This window comes from Streptomyces globisporus (assembly GCF_003501885.1).
GTDB lineage: Bacteria > Actinomycetota > Actinomycetes > Streptomycetales > Streptomycetaceae > Streptomyces > Streptomyces globisporus_D.
Window position 1 is genome coordinate 22,534 of the sequence record NZ_QWFA01000052.1, and the last position, 18,513, is coordinate 41,046.

The 18,513-nt window shown below is 71.7% G+C and carries 18 protein-coding genes; 9 read left to right on the forward strand and 9 right to left on the reverse strand.

Annotated features, from left to right (window positions below; all coding sequences use genetic code 11):
• Nucleotides 1-183 precede the first annotated feature (183 nt).
• Both D3105_RS12280 and D3105_RS12285 read left to right on the forward strand, forming a co-directional pair.
• The gene (locus tag D3105_RS12280; RefSeq protein ID WP_118903278.1) at nt 184-1,044 is read left to right on the forward strand and encodes a DUF3558 domain-containing protein; all 861 of its coding nucleotides are present in this window, start codon (nt 184-186) and stop codon (nt 1,042-1,044) included.
• Between the two features lie 224 nt (nt 1,045-1,268).
• Nucleotides 1,269-2,675, forward strand: a complete 1,407-nt coding sequence (locus tag D3105_RS12285) for a DUF2637 domain-containing protein (RefSeq protein ID WP_118903280.1) — start codon at nt 1,269-1,271, stop codon at nt 2,673-2,675.
• 81 nt (nt 2,676-2,756) lie between these two features.
• Here the strand turns inward: D3105_RS12285 and lysS are convergent, their stop codons facing one another.
• The gene (gene lysS, locus D3105_RS12290; RefSeq protein WP_118903282.1) at nt 2,757-4,523 is read right to left on the reverse strand and encodes a lysine--tRNA ligase; all 1,767 of its coding nucleotides are present in this window, start codon (nt 4,521-4,523) and stop codon (nt 2,757-2,759) included.
• A 136-nt stretch (nt 4,524-4,659) separates the two neighbouring features.
• On the opposite strand from lysS, the gene argS reads away from it, so the two are divergent.
• A complete protein-coding gene (gene argS / locus D3105_RS12295) occupies nt 4,660-6,432 on the forward strand; it encodes an arginine--tRNA ligase (protein WP_118903318.1) in 1,773 nt (590 codons plus the stop codon).
• Between the two features lie 78 nt (nt 6,433-6,510).
• On the opposite strand, the gene D3105_RS12300 is transcribed toward argS, so the two are convergent.
• The 6 genes from D3105_RS12300 to D3105_RS12325 all read right to left on the reverse strand — a co-directional run bounded on the left by D3105_RS12300 (nt 6,511) and on the right by D3105_RS12325 (nt 11,619).
• Entirely contained in the window at nt 6,511-6,867 is a 357-nt protein-coding gene (locus tag D3105_RS12300; RefSeq protein WP_118903284.1) for an antibiotic biosynthesis monooxygenase family protein, read from the reverse strand.
• A gap of 28 nt (nt 6,868-6,895) precedes the next feature.
• On the reverse strand, nt 6,896-7,336 hold the full coding sequence (locus D3105_RS12305) for a hypothetical protein (protein WP_118903286.1): 441 nt from the start codon (nt 7,334-7,336) through the stop codon (nt 6,896-6,898).
• Nucleotides 7,337-7,427: 91 nt separating this feature from the next.
• Nucleotides 7,428-8,657, reverse strand: a complete 1,230-nt coding sequence (locus D3105_RS12310) for a phospholipase D-like domain-containing protein (protein ID WP_118903288.1) — start codon at nt 8,655-8,657, stop codon at nt 7,428-7,430.
• A 123-nt stretch (nt 8,658-8,780) separates the two neighbouring features.
• The gene (locus tag D3105_RS12315) at nt 8,781-9,593 is read right to left on the reverse strand and encodes a MerR family transcriptional regulator (RefSeq protein ID WP_118903290.1); all 813 of its coding nucleotides are present in this window, start codon (nt 9,591-9,593) and stop codon (nt 8,781-8,783) included.
• A complete protein-coding gene (locus D3105_RS12320; RefSeq protein WP_118903291.1) occupies nt 9,586-10,122 on the reverse strand; it encodes a VOC family protein in 537 nt (178 codons plus the stop codon). Before D3105_RS12320 ends, D3105_RS12315 begins: the two co-directional genes overlap by 8 nt.
• Nucleotides 10,123-10,170: 48 nt before the next feature.
• Nucleotides 10,171-11,619, reverse strand: coding sequence for a transcriptional regulator (locus D3105_RS12325; protein ID WP_118903293.1), 1,449 nt, complete (start codon nt 11,617-11,619; stop codon nt 10,171-10,173).
• 195 nt (nt 11,620-11,814) lie between these two features.
• On the opposite strand from D3105_RS12325, the gene D3105_RS12330 reads away from it, so the two are divergent.
• Nucleotides 11,815-12,510, forward strand: a complete 696-nt coding sequence (locus tag D3105_RS12330; protein WP_118903295.1) for a DUF4232 domain-containing protein — start codon at nt 11,815-11,817, stop codon at nt 12,508-12,510.
• Nucleotides 12,511-12,538: 28 nt separating this feature from the next.
• Here D3105_RS12330 and D3105_RS12335 read toward each other — a convergent pair whose 3' ends face one another.
• A complete protein-coding gene (locus D3105_RS12335; RefSeq protein WP_118903297.1) occupies nt 12,539-13,105 on the reverse strand; it encodes a dihydrofolate reductase family protein in 567 nt (188 codons plus the stop codon).
• Nucleotides 13,106-13,251: 146 nt separating this feature from the next.
• On the opposite strand from D3105_RS12335, the gene D3105_RS12340 reads away from it, so the two are divergent.
• From D3105_RS12340 to D3105_RS12360, 5 genes are all read left to right on the forward strand, one after another.
• Nucleotides 13,252-13,599 carry an NIPSNAP family protein gene (locus D3105_RS12340; protein ID WP_118903299.1) on the forward strand — a complete coding sequence of 116 codons (348 nt, stop codon included), beginning with the start codon at nt 13,252-13,254 and terminating at the stop codon, nt 13,597-13,599.
• An 81-nt stretch (nt 13,600-13,680) separates the two neighbouring features.
• Nucleotides 13,681-14,532 carry a DUF4253 domain-containing protein gene (locus D3105_RS12345; protein ID WP_118903301.1) on the forward strand — a complete coding sequence of 284 codons (852 nt, stop codon included), beginning with the start codon at nt 13,681-13,683 and terminating at the stop codon, nt 14,530-14,532.
• A complete protein-coding gene (locus D3105_RS12350) occupies nt 14,511-16,547 on the forward strand; it encodes a hypothetical protein (RefSeq protein WP_425315736.1) in 2,037 nt (678 codons plus the stop codon). Before D3105_RS12345 ends, D3105_RS12350 begins: the two co-directional genes overlap by 22 nt.
• Before the next feature lie 48 nt (nt 16,548-16,595).
• A complete protein-coding gene (locus tag D3105_RS12355) occupies nt 16,596-16,991 on the forward strand; it encodes a hypothetical protein (protein WP_206272717.1) in 396 nt (131 codons plus the stop codon).
• Nucleotides 16,992-17,009: 18 nt separating this feature from the next.
• Nucleotides 17,010-17,489: a hypothetical protein gene (locus tag D3105_RS12360; RefSeq protein WP_030710912.1), complete on the forward strand. Its 480-nt coding sequence runs from the start codon at nt 17,010-17,012 to the stop codon at nt 17,487-17,489.
• A gap of 12 nt (nt 17,490-17,501) precedes the next feature.
• Here D3105_RS12360 and hemB read toward each other — a convergent pair whose 3' ends face one another.
• Nucleotides 17,502-18,506: a porphobilinogen synthase gene (gene hemB, locus D3105_RS12365; protein ID WP_118903303.1), complete on the reverse strand. Its 1,005-nt coding sequence runs from the start codon at nt 18,504-18,506 to the stop codon at nt 17,502-17,504.
• Nucleotides 18,507-18,513 lie beyond the last annotated feature (7 nt).

Genomic DNA, 18,513 nt, shown 5'->3' on the forward strand with positions numbered 1-18,513 from the left:
GGGCCCCCACCGGCCGGAATTCCGGTCTCCGGGGGCCATCGGCGGCGGCGCGGCACATCGGCCGCCCGTCGTACCGTGGCTGTCCGGAAGACGTACCGACCCGCTACCGAGCCCGCCCGTACACCGCACGAACCGAGACCTCCAGCACCGAGAGCTCCCCCGTGCCATCCGAGTGAAGGAACCATGCACCGATCTGCCCCGCGCCTGTCCCGCATCCTCGCCTGCGCCGCCGTACCGGTGATGCTCGTAGCCGTCGGCTGCTCGTCGGACTCCGGCTCCGACGGCAAGAAGAACGCGGGCTCCTCGTCGTCCGGCACGGCCAGCTCCAAGCCCTCGGAGCCCACCGTCGAGCCGGCGAAGTTCACCGATCTGCCCGACCCGTGCACCTCGATCGGGAAGAAGACGATCGAGGATCTGGTGCCCGAGGCCAAGAAGAAGGGCGGCACGGCGGGCGGGTCCTCCGACCTGTCGGTCCGCGGCAGCTGCTCCTGGAACGGCCTGGACGACCAGGGCGTCAAGGGCTCGCAGTACCGCTGGATGGACGTCGGCTTCACCCGGTTCGACTCGGACCAGGCACTGGGCAGCGGCGCCAAGCGCGCCACCGAGGACTACGCGAAGCAGGTCACCAAGGCGAAGGCGTCCGAGGGCGCCGAGAAGGTCGCCGCGGAGCCCGCGGCGGGGATCGGCGAGGAGGCGACCCTCGTCACGTACGGCCTGAGCAAGACGGACGAGGACTTCGTGTACGCCACCGTCGTGGCGCGTACGGGCAACGTCGTCGTCACCCTGACGTACAACGGCGCGGGTTACGCCGGAGCGAAGACCCCCTCGTCCGGGGACATCGTCAAGGGCGCCCAGAAGGCGGCCAAGGAGGCGATCGCCGCGGTCGAGGAGTTCGCCGGCTCCGAGGACTCCTCCCCGGCGAAGGGCGGCTCCGAGGAGACCGAGAAGGGCACGGAGAAGGACACGAAGAAGGACCGGGCCGACGCGAAGGGTGACGCCGAGGGCGGGGCCAGCCCCAAGTCCAAGGCCACGCCCAAGTCGTGACCTGAGGGCCCCGCGGATCGCCAATCCGCAGGTCCAGCACGCGCGTTGGAAAGCCCGGACCTCCTCGGAGGCCGGGCTTTCCCCCTCCCCGCGCAACGAAACTCGTACACATGTGCCAGGCTGTGCCATCGCTGGACGTGGGTCGTCCGGTTGAACGCCGAAGGTGAACAACGAAGCCGGGCACGGAAGTCGGTTCGGGTACGAGGTCGGGGAGGGGATCGCTGGTGGCCGCGATGCAGCTGACACGCACGCACCGCATACTCATCGGGGTCGTCGTCGCGGGTGCGGTGGTCATCGCCGCGATCGGGTTCGCGGGTTCCTACGCCGCCGTGCGCGAACTCGCGGAGGAGAAGGGCTTCGGGACGTTCTCCCTGGTCTTCCCGATCGGCATCGACGCGGGCATCTGCGTCCTGCTCGCCCTGGACCTCCTGCTGACCTGGATGCGGATCCCGTTCCCGATGCTGCGCCAGACGGCGTGGCTGCTGACGGCCGCGACGATCGCGTTCAACGGCGCCGCCTCCTGGCCCGATCCGCTGGGCACCGCGATGCACGCCGTGATCCCGGTGCTGTTCGTCGTCTCCGTCGAGGCCGCCCGGCACGCGGTGGGCCGGATCGCGGACATCACGGCCGACAAGCACATGGAGGGCGTCCGCCTCACCCGCTGGCTGCTCTCGCCGATCCCCACGTTCAAGCTGTGGCGGCGGATGAAGCTGTGGGAGCTGCGCAGTTACGAGCAGGTCATCAAGCTCGAACAGGACCGGCTGATCTACCAGGCCCGCCTCCAGGCCCGCTTCGGCCGCAACTGGCGGCGCAAGGCCCCCATCGAGTCGATGATGCCGCTGCGCCTGGCGAAGTACGGCGTGCCGCTCGCCGAGACCGCCCCGGCCGGCCTCGCCGCCGCCGGCATCGAGCCGGCCCTGCTGCCGCCGGTGCCCGTGGAGGCCGACCGCCCGAAGGCCGAGCTGAGCCCCGTCGGGCCGAACCAGGCCGAGCCGGTTCCCGCCGAGCTGCCGTACGGACCGCAGCAGGAGCCCGGCCGGCAGCACGCGCAGCACCAGGAGCACGGGCCCCAGCCCGAGCAGGCCCAGCCCCACCCCCAGCAACAGCAACAGCAACAGCAACAGCAACAGCCCATGTCGCCCCAGAAGCAGGATCCGGCCGTCCCGCCCACCCACGACAGCCCCTGGTTCGCCGCTCAGAAGCTGCCGGACAACGTCCACGAGAGCGCGTACGACCCGGAGTACGTCGAGGGCATGGACCGGACCCCGGTCCAGATCCCCGCGGGCCCCGGCCGCACCCGGCCGCTGGGTGACGTCGGCACCATCGGCGCGGCCCCGCACCCCCGCCAGGAGGAGCAGGCCCCCGAGCCGGCCGAGGTCCCCGACCCCGAAGAGGCGCCGCAGGTGGAGCAGTGGCCCATGGAGGACACCGACTTCGCCCGGGAGGCGTACGAGGTGTTCAGCGAGTACACGGACGCGCAGGGGCAGTACCCGTCCGTGGAGGTCCTGGACATCCACCTCGCCGACACGCGCAACGTCCGCCACCCGCGCTCGACGGAGCTGCTCCAGCAGCTGATGCCGCAGTTCAGGGAGGCCCACGCGCAGCGGCCGACCGCCGAGCAGCCCGCCTGAGGCACAGACGTACGACAACGGCGAAAGGGCCGCCGCCCGGGAGGGATTCCCGGGCGGCGGCCCTCCGTCATGGGCCGGGTGTTACGCGCCCAGCAGCCTGCGCACCCGGTCCGCCCCCACCGCGAGCAGCAGCGTGGGCAGGCGCGGGCCCGTGTCACGGCTGACGAGGAGGCGGTAGAGCAGCGCGAAGAAGGACCGTTGCGCGGCCTTCAGCTCGGGCGTCGGCTTGGCGTCCGGCTCCAGGCCGGCCAGCACCTTCGGCACGCCGTAGACGAGCGTGGTGAGGCCGTCCAGCGACCAGTGCGTGTCCAGGCCCTCCAGGAGGAGGCGCAGGGACTCACGGCCCTGGTCGTCGAGCGAGCCGAGGAGCTCCTTGTCGGGCTCGTCCCGGACGATGGTGCGGGCCTCGGCCGGGACCTGGGTGGTGATCCAGTTCTCGGCCCGGTCGAGGCGCGGGCGCGCCTCGTCCAGCGAGGTCAGCGGGTTGTCCGGGTCGAGCTCGCTGAGGATGCGCAGCGACTGGTCCTCGGCGCCGGCGGTGATGTCGGTGACCGAGGCGAGCGTCCGGTACGGGAGCGGGCGCCGGGTGCTCGGAAGCTCCCCGGCGGCCGTGCGGACGGCCCGGGAGTACGCGGCGGCGGCGGCGGGCAGCACCGTGCCGTCGGCGACCTTGCGGCCCAGCGAGTCCCACTCGTCGTACAGCCGCTGGATCTCCTGGTCGAAGGCGATCTTGAACGACTGGTTGGGCTTGCGGCGGGCGTAGAGCCAGCGCAGCAGCGGCGCCTCCATGATCTTCAGCGCGTCGGCCGGGGTGGGGACCCCGCCCTTGCTGCTGGACATCTTGGCCATGCCGGAGATGCCGACGAAGGCGTACATCGGCCCGATGGGCTGCACGCCGTCGAAGACCTCGCGAACGATCTGGCCGCCGACGACGAAGGAGGAGCCGGGCGAGGAGTGGTCGACGCCGCTGGGCTCGAAGATCACGCCTTCGTAGGCCCAGCGCATCGGCCAGTCGACCTTCCAGACCAGCTTGCCGCGGTTGAACTCGCTGAGCCGGACCGTTTCGGCGAAGCCGCACGCCGAGCAGGTGTAGTTCAGCTCGGTGGTGTCGTCGTCGTAGGAGGTGACGACGGTGAGGTCCTTCTCGCAGTTGCCGCAGTAGGGCTTGTACGGGAAGTAGCCGGCGCTGTTGCCGCTGCCGTCGTCCTCGTCGGCGGCGCCGGAGCCCTCGGCGGCCTCCAGCTCGGCCTCGTCGACCTTCTTCTGCTGCTGCGGCTTCTTGCCGCCCTTGCCCTGGGCCGCCGGGTCCTTCTTGGTCCGGTAGCGGTCGAGGACGGCGTCGATGTCGGCGCGGTGCTTCATCGCGTGCAGGATCTGCTCGCGGTAGGTGCCGGCGGTGTACTGCTCCGTCTGGCTGATTCCGTCGTACTCGACGCCCAGCTCGTCCAGGGCCGCCGTCATGGCGGCCTTGAAGTGCTCGGCCCAGTTCGGGTACGCGGAGCCGGGCGGGGCGGGCACCGAGGTCAGCGGCTTGCCGATGTGCTCGGTCCAGGTCGCCTTGTCGACCCCCGGGATGCCCTCCGGGACCTTGCGGTAGCGGTCGTAGTCGTCCCAGGAGATCAGGTGGCGCACGGTGTACCCGCGGCGGCGGATCTCGTCGGCGACCAGGTGCGGCGTCATGACCTCGCGGAGGTTGCCCAGGTGGATCGGGCCCGAGGGCGAGAGGCCCGAGGCGACGACGACCGGTTTGCCAGGCGCACGACGCTCCGATTCGGCGATGACATCGTCCGCGAAGCGGGAGACCCAGTCGGTCTCGGTGCTGGTCTGACTCTCGGCCACGGTCGGCACGTCCTTCTCTCGTTCTGTCGGTCCCAGTGGGTTACCGACCATTCTCCCAGCTACCCCCCGCAGCGCGAAAACGGCTTTACACCCCGTGGGATACTGGACCGATCCCCTGTACCCCTACGGAAACGGCAGCCAGACCATGGCCTCGGTCCCTTCCCTCGCTTCCACGCTCCAGCAGCAGCTGGCGGACGCCCTGACGGCAGCCCTGCCGGATGCCGGCACCGCGGACCCGCTGCTGCGCCGAAGCGACCGGGCCGACTTCCAGGCCAACGGCATCCTGGCGCTCGCCAAGAAGCTCAAGGGCAACCCCCGGGAGCTGGCCGGCCAGGTCACCGGGGCCCTCCCGGCCGGTGAGCTGATCAAGGACATCGAGGTCTCCGGCCCCGGCTTCCTCAACATCACGCTCGCGGACAAGGCGATCGTCGAGACGCTGGCCGCCCGGGCCGCCGACGCCGAGGGCCGCCTCGGCGTGCCGGTGGCCGCGGACGCCGGGAAGACGGTCATCGACTACGCCCAGCCGAACGTGGCCAAGGAGATGCACGTCGGCCACCTGCGGTCGGCGGTCATCGGCGACGCGATGGTCCGGATCCTGGAGTTCACCGGCGAGGACGTCGTCCGGCGGCACCACATCGGCGACTGGGGCACCCAGTTCGGCATGCTCATCCAGTATCTGATCGAGCACCCGGGCGCCCTGAAGCACGAGGGCGGGGCCACGGACGGTGAGGCGGCGATGTCGACGCTGAACCGGGTCTACAAGGAGTCGCGGGTCCTGTTCGACTCCGACGAGGAGTTCAAGGCCCGGTCCCGGGACCGGGTGGTGGCGCTCCAGGCCGGCGACCCGGAGACGCTGGAGCTGTGGCAGGGCTTCGTCGACGAGTCGAAGATCTACTTCTACTCGGTGTTCGACAAGCTCGACATGGAGGTCCGCGACCCCGACATCGTCGGTGAGTCCGGCTACAACGACATGCTGGAGGAGACCTGCCGGATCCTGGAGGAGACGGGTGTCGCCGTCCGCTCCGAGGGTGCGCTGTGCGTGTTCTTCGACGATGTGAAGGGCCCGGACGGCAACAAGGTCCCGCTCATCGTGAAGAAGACGAACGGCGGTTACGGCTACGCGGCGACCGACCTCTCCGCGATCCGCAACCGGGTCCAGGACCTCAAGGCCGACACCCTGCTGTACGTGGTGGACGCCCGGCAGTCGCTGCACTTCAAGATGGTCTTCGAGACGGCCCGGCGGGCCGGCTGGCTGAGCGACGGCGTCAAGGCCGTGCAGCTCGCCTTCGGCACGGTCCTCGGCAAGGACGGCAAGCCGTTCAAGACCCGTGAGGGCGAGACGGTCCGGCTGGAGGACCTGCTCGACGAGGCGGTCGAGCGGGCCACCGCGGTCGTCCGGGAGAAGGCCGAGAAGGTGGGCCTGTCCGAGGAGGAGATCGTCGAGAACGGCCGGTACGTCGGCGTCGGCGCCGTGAAGTACGCGGACCTGTCGACCTCCGCCGTGCGGGACTACAAGTTCGACCTGGACCAGATGGTGTCGCTCAACGGCGACACCTCGGTGTACCTCCAGTACGCGTACGCGCGGATCCAGTCGATCCTGCGCAAGGCCGGGGACGCGGTTCCGGCCGCCCACCCGGAGCTGGCGCTGGCCCCGGCGGAGCGGGCGCTCGGCCTGCATCTGGACCAGTTCGGCGAGGTGCTCTCCGAGGTGGCCGCGGGCTACGAGCCGCACAAGCTGGCCGCGTACCTCTACCAGCTGGCGTCGCACCTGACCACGTTCTACGACCAGTGCCAGGTGCTCAGCCCGGACAACGCCCCGGAGGTCGTCGAGAACCGGCTCTTCCTGGTCGAGCTGACCGCCCGGACCCTGCACCGGGGGATGGCGCTGCTGGGCATCCGGACGCCCGAGCGGCTCTGACGGCACCGGCCGTCCCGCCGTACGCACATCGGCCCCGTCACCTGTTCCGCAGGTGCCGGGGCCGGTCGCGTACAGGCCCTAGGGTGCGGTGAGCTCCACGACGACGTCGTAGACGGCCGGGTTCGGTGTGATCGGCTGCTTCGTCTCCTCGCGCGCGGCCCGGGTCCGTGAGGAGAACTCGGGGTCGGCGGTGGCTGCCTCCCACGCCTCCTGGCTCCGCCAGTGGGAGACGTTGACGAGCTGGAAGCGGGAGTCCGATGAGCGGGCCCGGTGCATCCGGGAGTCGATGAAGCCCGGCTTGTCCCGCATGAGGCGGGCTCGCTGTTCCCACTTGTCGACGAAAGCGTCGAGTTCGTCGGCGGCTATCTCGAAGACGTTGATGAAGGTGACGGACGAGTCCGGGGTTCCGGTGGCCAAGCCGTTCTCTGTGGTCATGCCGCAACTCTAGGAGTCGGCCGGCCGGCTACTGCGGGCGGCCCAACGCCCACCCCGACACATCGGAGAGGCGTCCGCGCCACAGCGGCAGGGAGACGGGTGTCATGGCCCCGGAGACGAGGGTGACGTCCCGCAGATGGATCCAGCGGGGCAGCCGGGCCGTCCCCGACGCGTCCTCCTCCGCGCGCAGTTCCCGTACGCCCTGGTCGACCGTCTCGGGGAACTCGGCGAGCAGGTTGGCGCCCTCGCCCTCGACCTGGCGCAGGCTCCTGGCCCACTCGGCCTTCCACTGCTCGTGCCCGATGACGTCGCCGTGCAGGAGGCCGCCGGGGTGCGTGAGGGTGAGGGGCAGGCTGGAGCGCGGGTCCTCATCCAGGAGCTGGATGAGCAGCTGGAGCTGCAGGTCGGGCAGAGGTTCGGTGATCACCGCGGCGGACGGTGCCGGCGAGGTCTCGGCGGTGGCGCTCATGGGCCCTGCCCTTCACATGGCGATGGCGGACGACGGTCGTCCTTCCCGCCTGCCCGGTGACGGCGCGAGCACGCCCCCGAGGCCCCGGTTCTCAGAGGAAGCGGCGGATGGGCACGACGGCCGCTTCCTTGGCCCGCTGGAGGAGATCGCGGCGCTTCCACCGGCCGCGCTCGATCAGCACGCTCTTCTCGCGGTCCTCCTCGAAGTGGCCGTCGAGGGTGGCGGTGAAGTCCCGGTCGAGGACGGCGAGCATCACTTCCTCGTCGTGGTCGAGGGAGCGCCGGTTGAAGTTGGTGGAGCCGATGAGCGAGGCGACCCGGTCGACGGTCAGGGTCTTGGTGTGCATCATCGTCGGCTGGTACTGGTGGATCTTCACGCCGCAGGCGGTCAGGTCCTCGTAGTAGCGCTGCCCGGCGAGCTGGCAGACGCGCTTGTCGGTGTACGGCCCCGGCAGCAGGATCTCGACCTCCACGCCGCGCCGGGCGGCGGCGCACAGCAGCTCGGTGAAGTAGGCGTCGGGGGCGAAATAGGCCGTGGTGAGGCGGATCCGCTCCTCGGCGGACTCCAGGACGACCCGGATCAGGGTCTGCATGTCCTGCCAGCCGAAGGAGGCGGAGCCGCGCACCACCTGGACGACGGAGTCGCCGTGGTGCTCCTCGGTGACGAACCGGTCGCGGTCGTCGAACAGCTCGTCGTGGCACTCGGCCCAGTTCTGGGCGAACGCGGCGGCCAGTCCGTCGACGGCGGGCCCGGTGACCTGGACGTGGGTGTCGCGCCACTCGTGCTCGTTGCGGGCGTCGCCGCACCATTCCTCGGCTATCCCGACACCGCCGGTGAAGGCGGTCCGCTCGTCGACGACGAGGACCTTGCGGTGACAGCGGTGGTTCTGCTTGAGCGGCGAGAGGTAGAGGGGCTTGCGGAACCAGGTGACGGTGACCCCGGCCCGGTCCATCAGGTCCAGCTGGTCCTGCTCGATCAGCCGCGACCCGAACCCGTCGAGCATGAGCCGCACCCGGACCCCGGCCCGGGCGCGGTCGGCCAGAGCCTCGGCGAACGTGAGCGCTATGTCACCCCGCCAGTAGACGAACGTCATCAGGTCCACGGTGTGCTCCGCGCCCCGGATCGCCTCCAGCATCGCGCCGAAGATCGCGTCGCCGTTGCGGAGCGGGACGAGGGCGTTCCCCTCGGTGGCGGCGATGCCGATCAGCCGCTCCAGCCTGCGTCTGAGCCGCAGGGACCGCTCCTCGCAGGTGCGGTCGTCCAGGGCCGGTCGGTCTTCCGGGGCCGGTCGGTCGGTGGCTTCGGCAGCAGTGGCGGACATGGGTCACCTGGTGGGACGGGGACGGGGCGGCCGTACGCCGCCGTCGTACGGCGCCGCGGCTGCCGGGGCCCCGCAGACTGTACTCCCGGGCGGCGAACACCGGCGACACCCTCCGTACCGCCCCTACCGGCCCCCGTCCCAGGTCGCGGTGTCGGGGTCGATGCCGTGGGCCCGCGCGTCCGCGTCGACGATGCGGCGGAACCACGTGGCGAGGCCGACGCGGATGCCGTCGTAGTGGGCGGCGAACCCCGGATCGGCCTCGTACATGCGGCCGAGGCAGACCTGCATCTGCCGGGTGAGGGGGAAGTACGCGGCGAAGACCTCGCGGTGCCGCTCGACGAGCCGGTTCGCCTCCGGGCTGCCGGGTGCGACGCCGGCGTCCATCGCCTCCCCCAGGGCGCGGTCGAGGCCGGCGATGTCGTCGGCGACGGCCTGCCACTCCTCCGGGCTGCGCGCGGCCGAGCGTTCGGCGTACTGCCGCCACTGCGTCGTGTCCCCGTAGCGCCGGCGGGCCCGGGCCGGACCGTCCGGGTCCCACCCGGGGCCGAAGATCGCGGCCTGCTGGTCGCGCGTCAGCAGCGGGCCGCGCTCGTGGGCCTCGATCATCCGGTCGAGGCCGGCGCCGAGCTGCTGGAGGCGGTCGATCCGTTCGGCGACCTGGGTGCGCTGCGCGCGCAGCGCTCCGAGCACGTCCGTGGTCGTGTCGTCCAGGACGGTCCGGATCCTGTCCAGGCCGAGACCGAGCTCACGGTAGACGACGATGCGGTGCAGGCGTTCCAGATCACCGGTGGTGTAGAGCCGGTATCCGGCAGCCGTGCGCAGCGACGGCCGCGCCAGACCGGTCTCGTCCCAGTGGTGCAGCGCGCGGACGGTCACTCCCAGACGCGCCGAGACCTGACCGACGGTCAGGCCGTCGGCGTCCGTGGTGTCAGGCATGCCTCTCATTGTCGGCGCTGCCGTCGTCGGGTGGGGTGATGCCCATGGCTTCAAGGTTCCGCGCCTCCTGGCTCGCCGGGTCGAAGGGCTTGGCCGCGGTGAAGACGACCCGCGCGTTCTCCGGTGTGATCACCTCCACGTCGCGGGTGTTCCAGGCGGTGTCCCGGGGACCGTCGACCGAGTCCGGGCGCAGCGCACGGCAGGCCTCGGCGAGGGATTCGACCTGACTGAGTACGCCCGCGAAGCTGAAGCCCATCGCCGGTGGCTGCTCCGGAACGCTCTCCGCCGCGACGAGGAGGACGTCCTGGAACGCCCACCGGCGCAGATGCACCACCGTGCCGGGGACGCTGAACAGCTCGAAGAACCCGAGCCCCTGAATCCAGAAGTCCACCGACGCCGCCAGATCGCTGGTGGGGATCGTCACGAAAGCGGGCATTCCGTAGATGCCGCGGAACGGCTCCGGAGGAACCGCGTCCGGGCCGGGGGCGGGTACGGGACTCATCTCGAACGCGTTGTAGTGGTCGCTCATGGACTCGACCTTGCAGCCTCACGCAACGTGAGGGTCAAGTCGGCACCGTCAGGGCTGACCGGCGCGCTCCCAGCCGTAGCCCTGGCCGCCGTGCACGTACTCGGGGCGCCCCTTCATCCCGCTCAGCCGGAACGGCTTCCCCCGGTCGTCGATCCGCAGCGTCCCCTCCTTGCCGCCGCTGCTCCACTCCAGCTCCAGGTACCAGCTGACGTCGTGGCTCACGGCCTTCATCTCCAGGTTGAAGACCTCCACGTCCTCGGACGACACCTTGTACGGGAAGTCCACCGCCGGAACCTCGATGTCCCCCTGCGTCCCCGGCACCGCCCGGAGGGTGGGGTGCCCGGCGTCGAGGTTGGAGGCGAAGGTCTGGGGCGTGATCCCGCTGCCGCACCCGTTGCCCATCAGGTACGCCGACCAGGGCAGCGGTGCCTTGCGGGACACGACGCGGACGTTCATCCCCTTCAGGACGACCGCCTCGCGCGAGGTCCCCTGCACGGTGAGCTGGAGCCGCGTGTTCCCGCCCTCGACCCCGCCGTACGACTCCGCCCAGCCGCGCCGGTCCTGCGGCGCGGGCGGCGGGTCGAGCTCGTCGGGCCCCCGGTTCACCAGGTAGTGCTGGCCGCAGGGTTCTTCCCAGTTGTACGAGGAGATGCTGACGGTCGGCGGAGCGCCGAGGCCCGTACCGGCGCCGCCACCACCGCCCCCGTTCCGGGACTGCCCGGCGCCCGCGCCCGCAGAGGGCTTCCCGGACGGCTGCCCCGACGGGGACGCGGAGGCGCTCGCCGAAGGATTGGCCGAACTCGCACTCATGGAAGGCCGGGGCGTGGCCGAGGCGGAGCCCTCCGGAGCGGCGGCAAGCCCTCCGCCCGCGTCCTCCACCCGGTCCGCGGCGCTCCCGCCGCCCTCCTTGCCCGACCCTGCGAGCTCGACGGCGACGACGGTGGTGGGGACGAGGAGCGCGGCGACCCCGGCGGCGGCGATGAGCACCCGCGTACGCCGGGAGAGCCGGGCCCAACGGGAGCCCGGTCCCGGCCGATCGCCGCTGCGGACCCCGGCTGACGTCACGGCCGGCGCGGACGGCGTGGTCAGCTCGGCCGACTCCGGCGGCTCACCGGCCTCCACGCCATCAGGAACGGCGGCAGGCACGGCGTCGGACGGGGCGTCAGGCACATCAGCGGACACAGCCGCAGAGGCAGCCGCAGCCGCGGTCGCCGTCGCCGTCGTATTCGCAGCCGCCGCAGGGGGCCGCCGCCGGGCCGCATCCGCCACGATCCACCGCCGGTGCACCTCCACCAGCTCGTCGCCCGACGCCCCGCACACCCGCGCGAACCGTTCCACCGGGGCGAACTCGTTCGGCACGGCGTCCCCGTTGCAGTACCGGTGGAGGGTCGACGTACTGACGTGCAGCTTTCCCGCCAGCACACCGTAGCTGCGCCCCGAACGGTCCTTCAGATCCTTCAGCAGAGCCGCGAACTCCACGGCCTCCGGCGTCGCCACGACGGCGTTCCCCTTCCTCGTGCGTCCCGGAACGGCGTTCCAGGGACGCGGAATTCCCGCAGGTCACCGTATGCGTAGACGTTCCAGCTTCCCCAATGGTTCGGCAGGCGTTGCGGCTGGATTCCGCCACCCCCCAAGCTCGGAACAGACCACAGCAGGACCGCAGATCAACCGAGTACGGGGAGTACCACCGACATGCGCACCAACCGCATCCGCACCACCGCCCTCGCCGCCACCGCTCTCGCGGCCGCCCTCTCGCTCACCGCCTGCGGCGGCGACGACAAGGCCATGGGGACCAAGCCCGCCGGCTCCGCCGAGACGGCGAGCCCCGCGGCGACGAGCACCGACGGAAAGGCCCGGTCCGGAGCCCCGGAGGCCGGTACGCCCGAGACGCAGACCGTGCCCGCCGGGGGGAAGCACGCGGGCGGCAACGGCAACGGCGACAACCAGAGCAAGAAGCCCGGGGCGGTGGCGTCGATCCCGGCCTGCACGCCCAAGAACTCCACGGTGAAGGTCTCCTCGGTGAGCCGCCCGATCAACCACCTGCTGCTCACGGTGACCAACACCGGCTCCAAGGACTGTGCCGCGTACCACGCGCCGTTCCTCCGCTTCGACGACGCGCAGGCGGTGTACCCGATCCTCGACGACAGCAAGCCCCAGGCGGTCGTCGTGCTCTCCCCCGGCGAGGAGGCGTACGCGGGCATCGGACTGCTCGGCGAGCCCGGTGAGGACGCGCCGGTGAAGAGCGACAACCTCGGCGTGATCATGGTCGGCAAGAACAACACGTCCAAGGGCGAGGCCACGCTGAAGCTCCCCGCGGAGACCTACACGGACAGCCGGGGCTTCGTCACCTACTGGCAGTCGGACGTCGAGAACGCCCTGATGTTCTGAGTACCCCCCTGACGCCTCGCCGTGTCGGTCAGACCCGGACCGTCTCGTAACGGAGCATCGCGACCCCGTTGCCGAAGGTCCGGGTCTCCAGCAGCCGGAGCCGCTGCCGCTCCTCGGAGTCCCGGAAGAAGGGGCGGCCCCGGCCGAGGATGAGGGGATGGACGTAGATCCGGTACTCGTCGATCAGATCGGCCCGCCGGAACGACTCCAGCAGATCCGCCCCGCCGACCGCCAGGTCCCCCGACGCGGCGTCCCGCAGACCGCGCACCTGCTCGGGGTCGACCTCGTGCAGCAGGGTCGCGTTCGGCCCCACGTTCTCCAGCGTGCGCGAGAAGACGAACTTCGGCATGTCCCGCCAGATCCCCGCGAATTCGGCCATCGGGCCTTCGTTGGCCGGGTCCTGATCGGCGGTCGGCCAGAACTCCTCCATCAGCTCGTAGGTGACGCGCCCCTCGACGAAGCCGCCCATGGTCCGGAAGTAGTCGTTGAAGTGCTGGTGCAGCTCCTCGTCGACGGTGTGCCAGTCGATGTCGTGGTCGGGCCCTTCGAAGAATCCGTCGAGGGAGAGCGAGATGGACGTGACGATCCTGTTCACGGCGGCTCCTGCCGGATCGGCCCGGTCGACGGTGACCGGGCGGCGCGCAACGGGGCTCGACGATACGTCCCCGACACCCGGTCCGGCGGGAAATGAGCCCTCCCGGGACAGGCGTCGGCGCACGGAAAGCGCCCTAGCCTGGGCACATGATCACCTGCGTCGTGCGGTACACCATCGACCCGAAGAAGATCGCGGCCTTCGAGCGGTTCGGCACCCGCTGGATGGAGCTGGTGCAGACCCACGGCGGCACGCACCACGGCTACTTCCTCCCGGCGGAGGGCGCGAGCGACGAGGCCCTGGCCCTGTTCAGCTTCCCGAGCCTGGCCGCGTACGAGGAGTACCGGAAACTGTTCGGCCGGGACCCGGAGTTCATCGAGGCGGACCGCATCCGCGACGAGAGCGGCTGCGTGCTGCGCTACGAGCGCACCTTCATGCGCCCGCTGCTCCCGGGCGACCCGGCGGGCCCGTGCGACGGCGGTTCCCCCGGCACGTGACCGCCCGGGCCATCGGGACCGTCCGGCATCACAGGCCACCGCCCCGCTCCGTTGTCAGTGCCGCCGCCTAGGCTCCCCGTCATGGCGACGCTCCCGAATCCTCTGCCCGATCCGGCCTCCTTCGGCCTGGTCCTCCCGCCCGGCTCCCTGGTGGACGCCACGCCGGACGGCCCCTGGCACGAACCGCTGCTCTGGCACGCGGACGGCCCGGCGTCCCCGCGCGACTGGCCGGACCTGCGGGCGGCCGGTCGGCGGCTCGGGCTGCTGCCCGTGCTGGTCACAGGCGGCCGGCGCGACCAGTGGCCCGAGGACTGGGACCTCTGCCCGGACGACGCGTCGTATCCCGGCGACCACGAAGCCGAGGAGGTCCTCGCGGGGTACTGGGCGGACCACGTCGACCACGCGGGCGACGCTGACGACGAGACCGGCGACGGCGCGGCAGCCGACGAACCCGACGAGGGCGCCCCGGGCACCGGCTCGTCCTGGCCCGGACTCGCGCCCGTCCCCGCCCGGGAGGCGGCCGAGGACGCGGACACGGCGGCCGCGGGCCTCGCGGGCGTCATCGCCGCCGACGCCGACGAGTGGCTCGGCGGAGCACGCATCGCCCTCGTCCCGGCCCGCCGCAGCGCCGACATACCGGCGGCGATCGGCTGGTCGGGCCCGATGAACCACGAGAACGACGTGGCCCGGCTCTGCTCGGTGCTCCGTTCCTGGGAGGACCGCTTCGACGCCCGGGTCGTGGTGCTCGGCTTCGACACGATGATCGTCTCCGTGGGCCGCCCGCCCGCGACCATCGAGGAGGCCCGCACCCTGGCCGCCGAGCACTACGCCTTCTGCCCGGACAACATCGACCAGGCCCCGCCGCACGACCTCGACGCCTACGCCGAGAAGGCCGTGCTCAACCAGGAAGCGTGGTCGTTCTGGTGGGACTGACAACGGACCTCAGCAGGATCAAGGCGTGGTGGCGCACCCTGGGCGGTGACACGTTCGTCGCCCTGCCGCCGCCGACCCGTGGCCGCTACACCCAGTCCGACGGCCACGCGGACGCCGCCGAGCTGTTCGCGGCCCGGGGCATCCCCGAGACCGCCTCCTTCGCGTACTGGCACTGGCAGTCCCACGACGCCTTCGCCCGCTCGGGCGACCTCCAGGGTGTGCTGTACCTGCACTGGGGCGGCGACCACGCCACCGTCGCCGCAGGCCTCGGCGACGGCCCGCCCGGCTACCGGATCGTCAACGGCGGCCCCCAGGGCGCCTTCCAGCTGGACCGGGTCACGGCGACGGACGCCGACGGGCTGCCCGAACCCGAAGACACCGCGGGCGTACGCCAGTTCCTCGCCCGCCTCGACGCACCGCGCAGCCGGACCACCCGGTCCGTGGAGTACGACCCGCTGACCGCCGCCGAGGAACGCTGGCTCCACGACCGGCTGTCGGGCCCCGTGGACCTGGCCGAGGCCGTCCGCTTCGCCGCCCCGCTGGAGCACCGGCAGGCCCTGACCCCGGACGAGACGGCACGACTGCTGTCCGCCTGGCGGGAGAGGTACGCCGGACGGCTCGCGACCTGGCGCGGATGGCGTTCCGTGCTCCTCGCACTGCTGCGCCAGAAGCACCCGGATTCCTGGGAGGTGGCCGCCGAGCTGGGCGCCACTGCGTCGTACGCCCTCGCCGCGTACCCTTCGCCGCGCTCGCTGGAGCTGCTGCGTACGGTGGCGCTGACCGGTGACGACGGTGCCGTGCGCTGCTGGTTCCGCGCCCACCACGCCCTGCGCGAACCTGACCCGGTGCGCGCCGCCGCCGCGCTCTCCGAGGAGCTGACGGCGCACACCGCGCCCGTGGCCGCGCAGACCGGCCTCCTGAACGCGCTGCGGGAAGCCGTCACGGACGACCGCCGCACCCTCCGCCCGCCCACCGCCGACGGGTCCTTCCCGCTCCTCCTCGCCACCGTCCGGTTCGCCACGGACAACCGCCTGCCCCGCCCGCTGCGGGTCGCCGCCGCGAAGGCCGCGACGGACACGGCCGACCGCGTGCGCGAAGCGGCCGGCCGCCTCACCGACGTCGCCGAAGCGACCGAGGCGCTGGCCGCCGTCGACCGCTACGAGACCGCCCGCGACGACCTCCTCGCGGGCACCGGCCCCGACCTCACGGGCTACGAGGGCCGCCTCGGCGACATCTACCACCGCTACCGCGCCCTCTCCCCCGGCGACGTCCGGTGGCTGCACGACCGGCTCACCGACCCGACCACCGGCGTCCAGGGCATCGCCTTCTGCCTCGAACTGCTCTACGCCCACGGCAGAGCCACCGAAGCGGACCTGGTCGCCCTCCTCCCCCGTTGGAAGAAGGAGCTGACCAAGCAGTACCGCACCACGTACACCGAGTGGCGCCACCCGCTGACCACCCTGACCTGCCTCGCCCTCGACCTGGAACACCCGGCCGCCGACGACCTGCTGGCCTGGTGGGCGAAGCCCAAGCCGCTCTGGAAGGACCCGGTCCGGCTGCTCACCCACCTCGGTGCACCCGACGAGGCGAAGGCCGCCGAGCTGTGGGAGTTCATCGTCTCCGGCGGTCACGACACAGGGCACCTGATGACATGGGTGCTGCTCCGCGCGCGCCTGGACGGCACCCACCCGCTGCACGTCGCGGAGAAGCTGATCGGGGAGCCGGGCATCCGCCCGTACGTCCTGCACCGCGTCCTGATCGGGGTGGCCGACCCCGCCCAGCCGCTGTGGCACTACGCGATCGACCCGCGCAGCCACAGCTGGTGGCACCGCGCCCAGGAGGTGGCCGACGACCCCGCCCTCTCCGCCGAGGCCCGCGCGATCGGGATGAAGGCGGCCCGCGAGCACTGCGTCACGCGCTACCCGGACCAGGTCCGCCCGGCCCTCACGGAAGGCGAGGTGAACGCCGCACGCGCCTGGCTGGAGGCCCGCGCCGACAGGACCGCCGCGGACTGAGCCCTCGTACTCATGCGGGCGGCGGCCCCTCGCGGTTGACTCGACCGCATGAGCGAGAACAGCCACGACGGCGACAGTGGAACCGGCAGCACCCCGGCGGCCGGCCCCGCGCACGCACCCGACCGCCGCGCGTGGGTCGCCCCGCTGATCTCCACGGTCGTGACCCTGCCGCTCGGGCTCATCGCCCTGTTCATCGGCGGGCTCACGCCCATGGCGTGCGACTCCTGCAACGGCGCGGCGGCCGACCGCTTCGACGCGAGCTTCACCACCGCCTGGACCGTCCTGTGGATCGGCCTGCTCATCGCCCTGGCCGTGCTGATCGCGAGCTGGGCTGTTCCGCACCAGCTCCGCCACGCCGCCCGCCGCGTGGGCCTGGCCCTGGCCGCACCTGCCACCGTCGTGGTCACTTTCGTAGCATTCATGGCACTGGTCGACTGGCCCTGACAGAAAGTGTCCACCCCCATGAACGACACGAACCTCACGACCACGACGGAAGCCGCTTCCGCGGCCGAAGCCGCAGAGCGCCTGATAGCCGAATTCCGTGCGCTGCCCGCAGGCAGCGACCGCAAGCGCGAGATCATCACCGAGTTGGACGACAACACGCAGGCGCTGCCGTTCCTCGTCTCGGTCGTCGCGGACCCGGGCGAATACGACCTCGCCCGGGTGGAGAGCGCCACCGTCCTGCGCCTGTGGCCCCCGGCCGACCCCGCTCTGCGCCACGAAGCAGGCCGCGCCCTGCTCACCGCGCTGCGGGATCCGGCGGAGGACCTGGTCCGGCAGTACGCGGCGATGTCACTGGCGCCCTACACCGACGACCCGGTCGTCGCCACGGTCCTGGACACCACCGCGCGGGCCGACGAGGACCCCCTCGTCCGGGACAGCGCCCGCTTCTCCATCAAAGAGGCCCACCGGCTCCAGGAGACCGGAGCCGGTGGGCCGTGATCACGCGGTGGCTCAGCCCCTGCCGTGTCCGAGCCACCGGGCCGCCTCGGTCGCCCAGTAGGTGAGGATCATCTGCGCCCCGGCCCGCCGGATCCCGGTCAGGCTCTCCAGAATCGCCTGGTCCCGGTCGATCCAGCCCTTCTCGGCGGCGGCCTCGATCATCGCGTACTCGCCGCTGATCTGGTACGCCGCGACCGGCACGTCCACGGACTCCGCGACCTTGGCGAGGATGTCCAGATACGGTCCGGCGGGCTTCACCATGACCATGTCCGCACCCTCCGCCAGGTCCAGCGCCAGCTCCCGCAGCGACTCGCGGGCGTTGGCCGGGTCCTGCTGGTAGGTCTTGCGGTCACCGGTCAGCGAGGAGCCGACGGCCTCGCGGAAGGGGCCGTAGAAGGCGGAGCTGTACTTCACGGTGTAGGCGAGGATCGACACGTCCTCGTGGCCGGTCTGGTCCAGGGCGTCCCGGATCACGCCGACCTGACCGTCCATCATGCCGCTGGGGCCCACCACATGGGCCCCGGCGTCCGCCTGGACCTGGGCCATCTCCGCGTACCGCTCCAGCGTCGCGTCGTTGTCCACCCGGCCGTCGTCCGTCAGGACCCCGCAGTGGCCGTGGTCGGTGAACTCGTCCAGGCACAGGTCCGACATGATGACCAGGTCGTCACCGACCTCCTCGCGGACCGCGCGCAGACCGAGCTGGAGGATCCCGTCCGGGTCGGTGCCCACCGTGCCCCGGGCGTCCTTCTTCCCGTCCTCCGGCACCCCGAAGAGCATGATCCCCGAGACCCCGGCCTCCACCGCCTCGACGGCCGCCTTCCGCAGGGTGTCCAGGGTGTGCTGGTGCACGCCGGGCATGGCAGAGACGGCGACCGGGGCGTCGATGCCCTCCCGGACGAACGCCGGGAGGATCAGGTTCGCGGGGTCGAGCCGTGTCTCGGCGACCATCCGCCGCATGGTCGGGGTCGTCCGCAGCCGCCGGGGGCGGGAGCCGGGGAAGTTTGCGTACGCAGTCATCCTTCGA

Bases quoted from the DNA above. Each gene is read 5' to 3' on its own strand.
- D3105_RS12305 (WP_118903286.1), bottom strand. From the start codon at position 7,336: ATGAGCGCCACCGCCGAGACCTCGCCGGCACCGTCCGCCGCGGTGATC.
- D3105_RS12310 (WP_118903288.1), bottom strand. From the start codon at position 8,657: ATGTCCGCCACTGCTGCCGAAGCCACCGACCGACCGGCCCCGGAAGAC.
- D3105_RS12360 (WP_030710912.1), top strand. From the start codon at position 17,010: ATGAACGACACGAACCTCACGACCACGACGGAAGCCGCTTCCGCGGCC.
- D3105_RS12280 (WP_118903278.1), top strand. From the start codon at position 184: ATGCACCGATCTGCCCCGCGCCTGTCCCGCATCCTCGCCTGCGCCGCC.
- D3105_RS12320 (WP_118903291.1), bottom strand. From the start codon at position 10,122: ATGAGCGACCACTACAACGCGTTCGAGATGAGTCCCGTACCCGCCCCC.
- argS (WP_118903318.1), top strand. From the start codon at position 4,660: ATGGCCTCGGTCCCTTCCCTCGCTTCCACGCTCCAGCAGCAGCTGGCG.
- D3105_RS12300 (WP_118903284.1), bottom strand. From the start codon at position 6,867: ATGACCACAGAGAACGGCTTGGCCACCGGAACCCCGGACTCGTCCGTC.
- D3105_RS12345 (WP_118903301.1), top strand. From the start codon at position 13,681: ATGGCGACGCTCCCGAATCCTCTGCCCGATCCGGCCTCCTTCGGCCTG.
- D3105_RS12315 (WP_118903290.1), bottom strand. From the start codon at position 9,593: ATGCCTGACACCACGGACGCCGACGGCCTGACCGTCGGTCAGGTCTCG.
- D3105_RS12340 (WP_118903299.1), top strand. From the start codon at position 13,252: ATGATCACCTGCGTCGTGCGGTACACCATCGACCCGAAGAAGATCGCG.
- hemB (WP_118903303.1), bottom strand. From the start codon at position 18,506: ATGACTGCGTACGCAAACTTCCCCGGCTCCCGCCCCCGGCGGCTGCGG.
- D3105_RS12330 (WP_118903295.1), top strand. From the start codon at position 11,815: ATGCGCACCAACCGCATCCGCACCACCGCCCTCGCCGCCACCGCTCTC.
- D3105_RS12355 (WP_206272717.1), top strand. From the start codon at position 16,596: ATGAGCGAGAACAGCCACGACGGCGACAGTGGAACCGGCAGCACCCCG.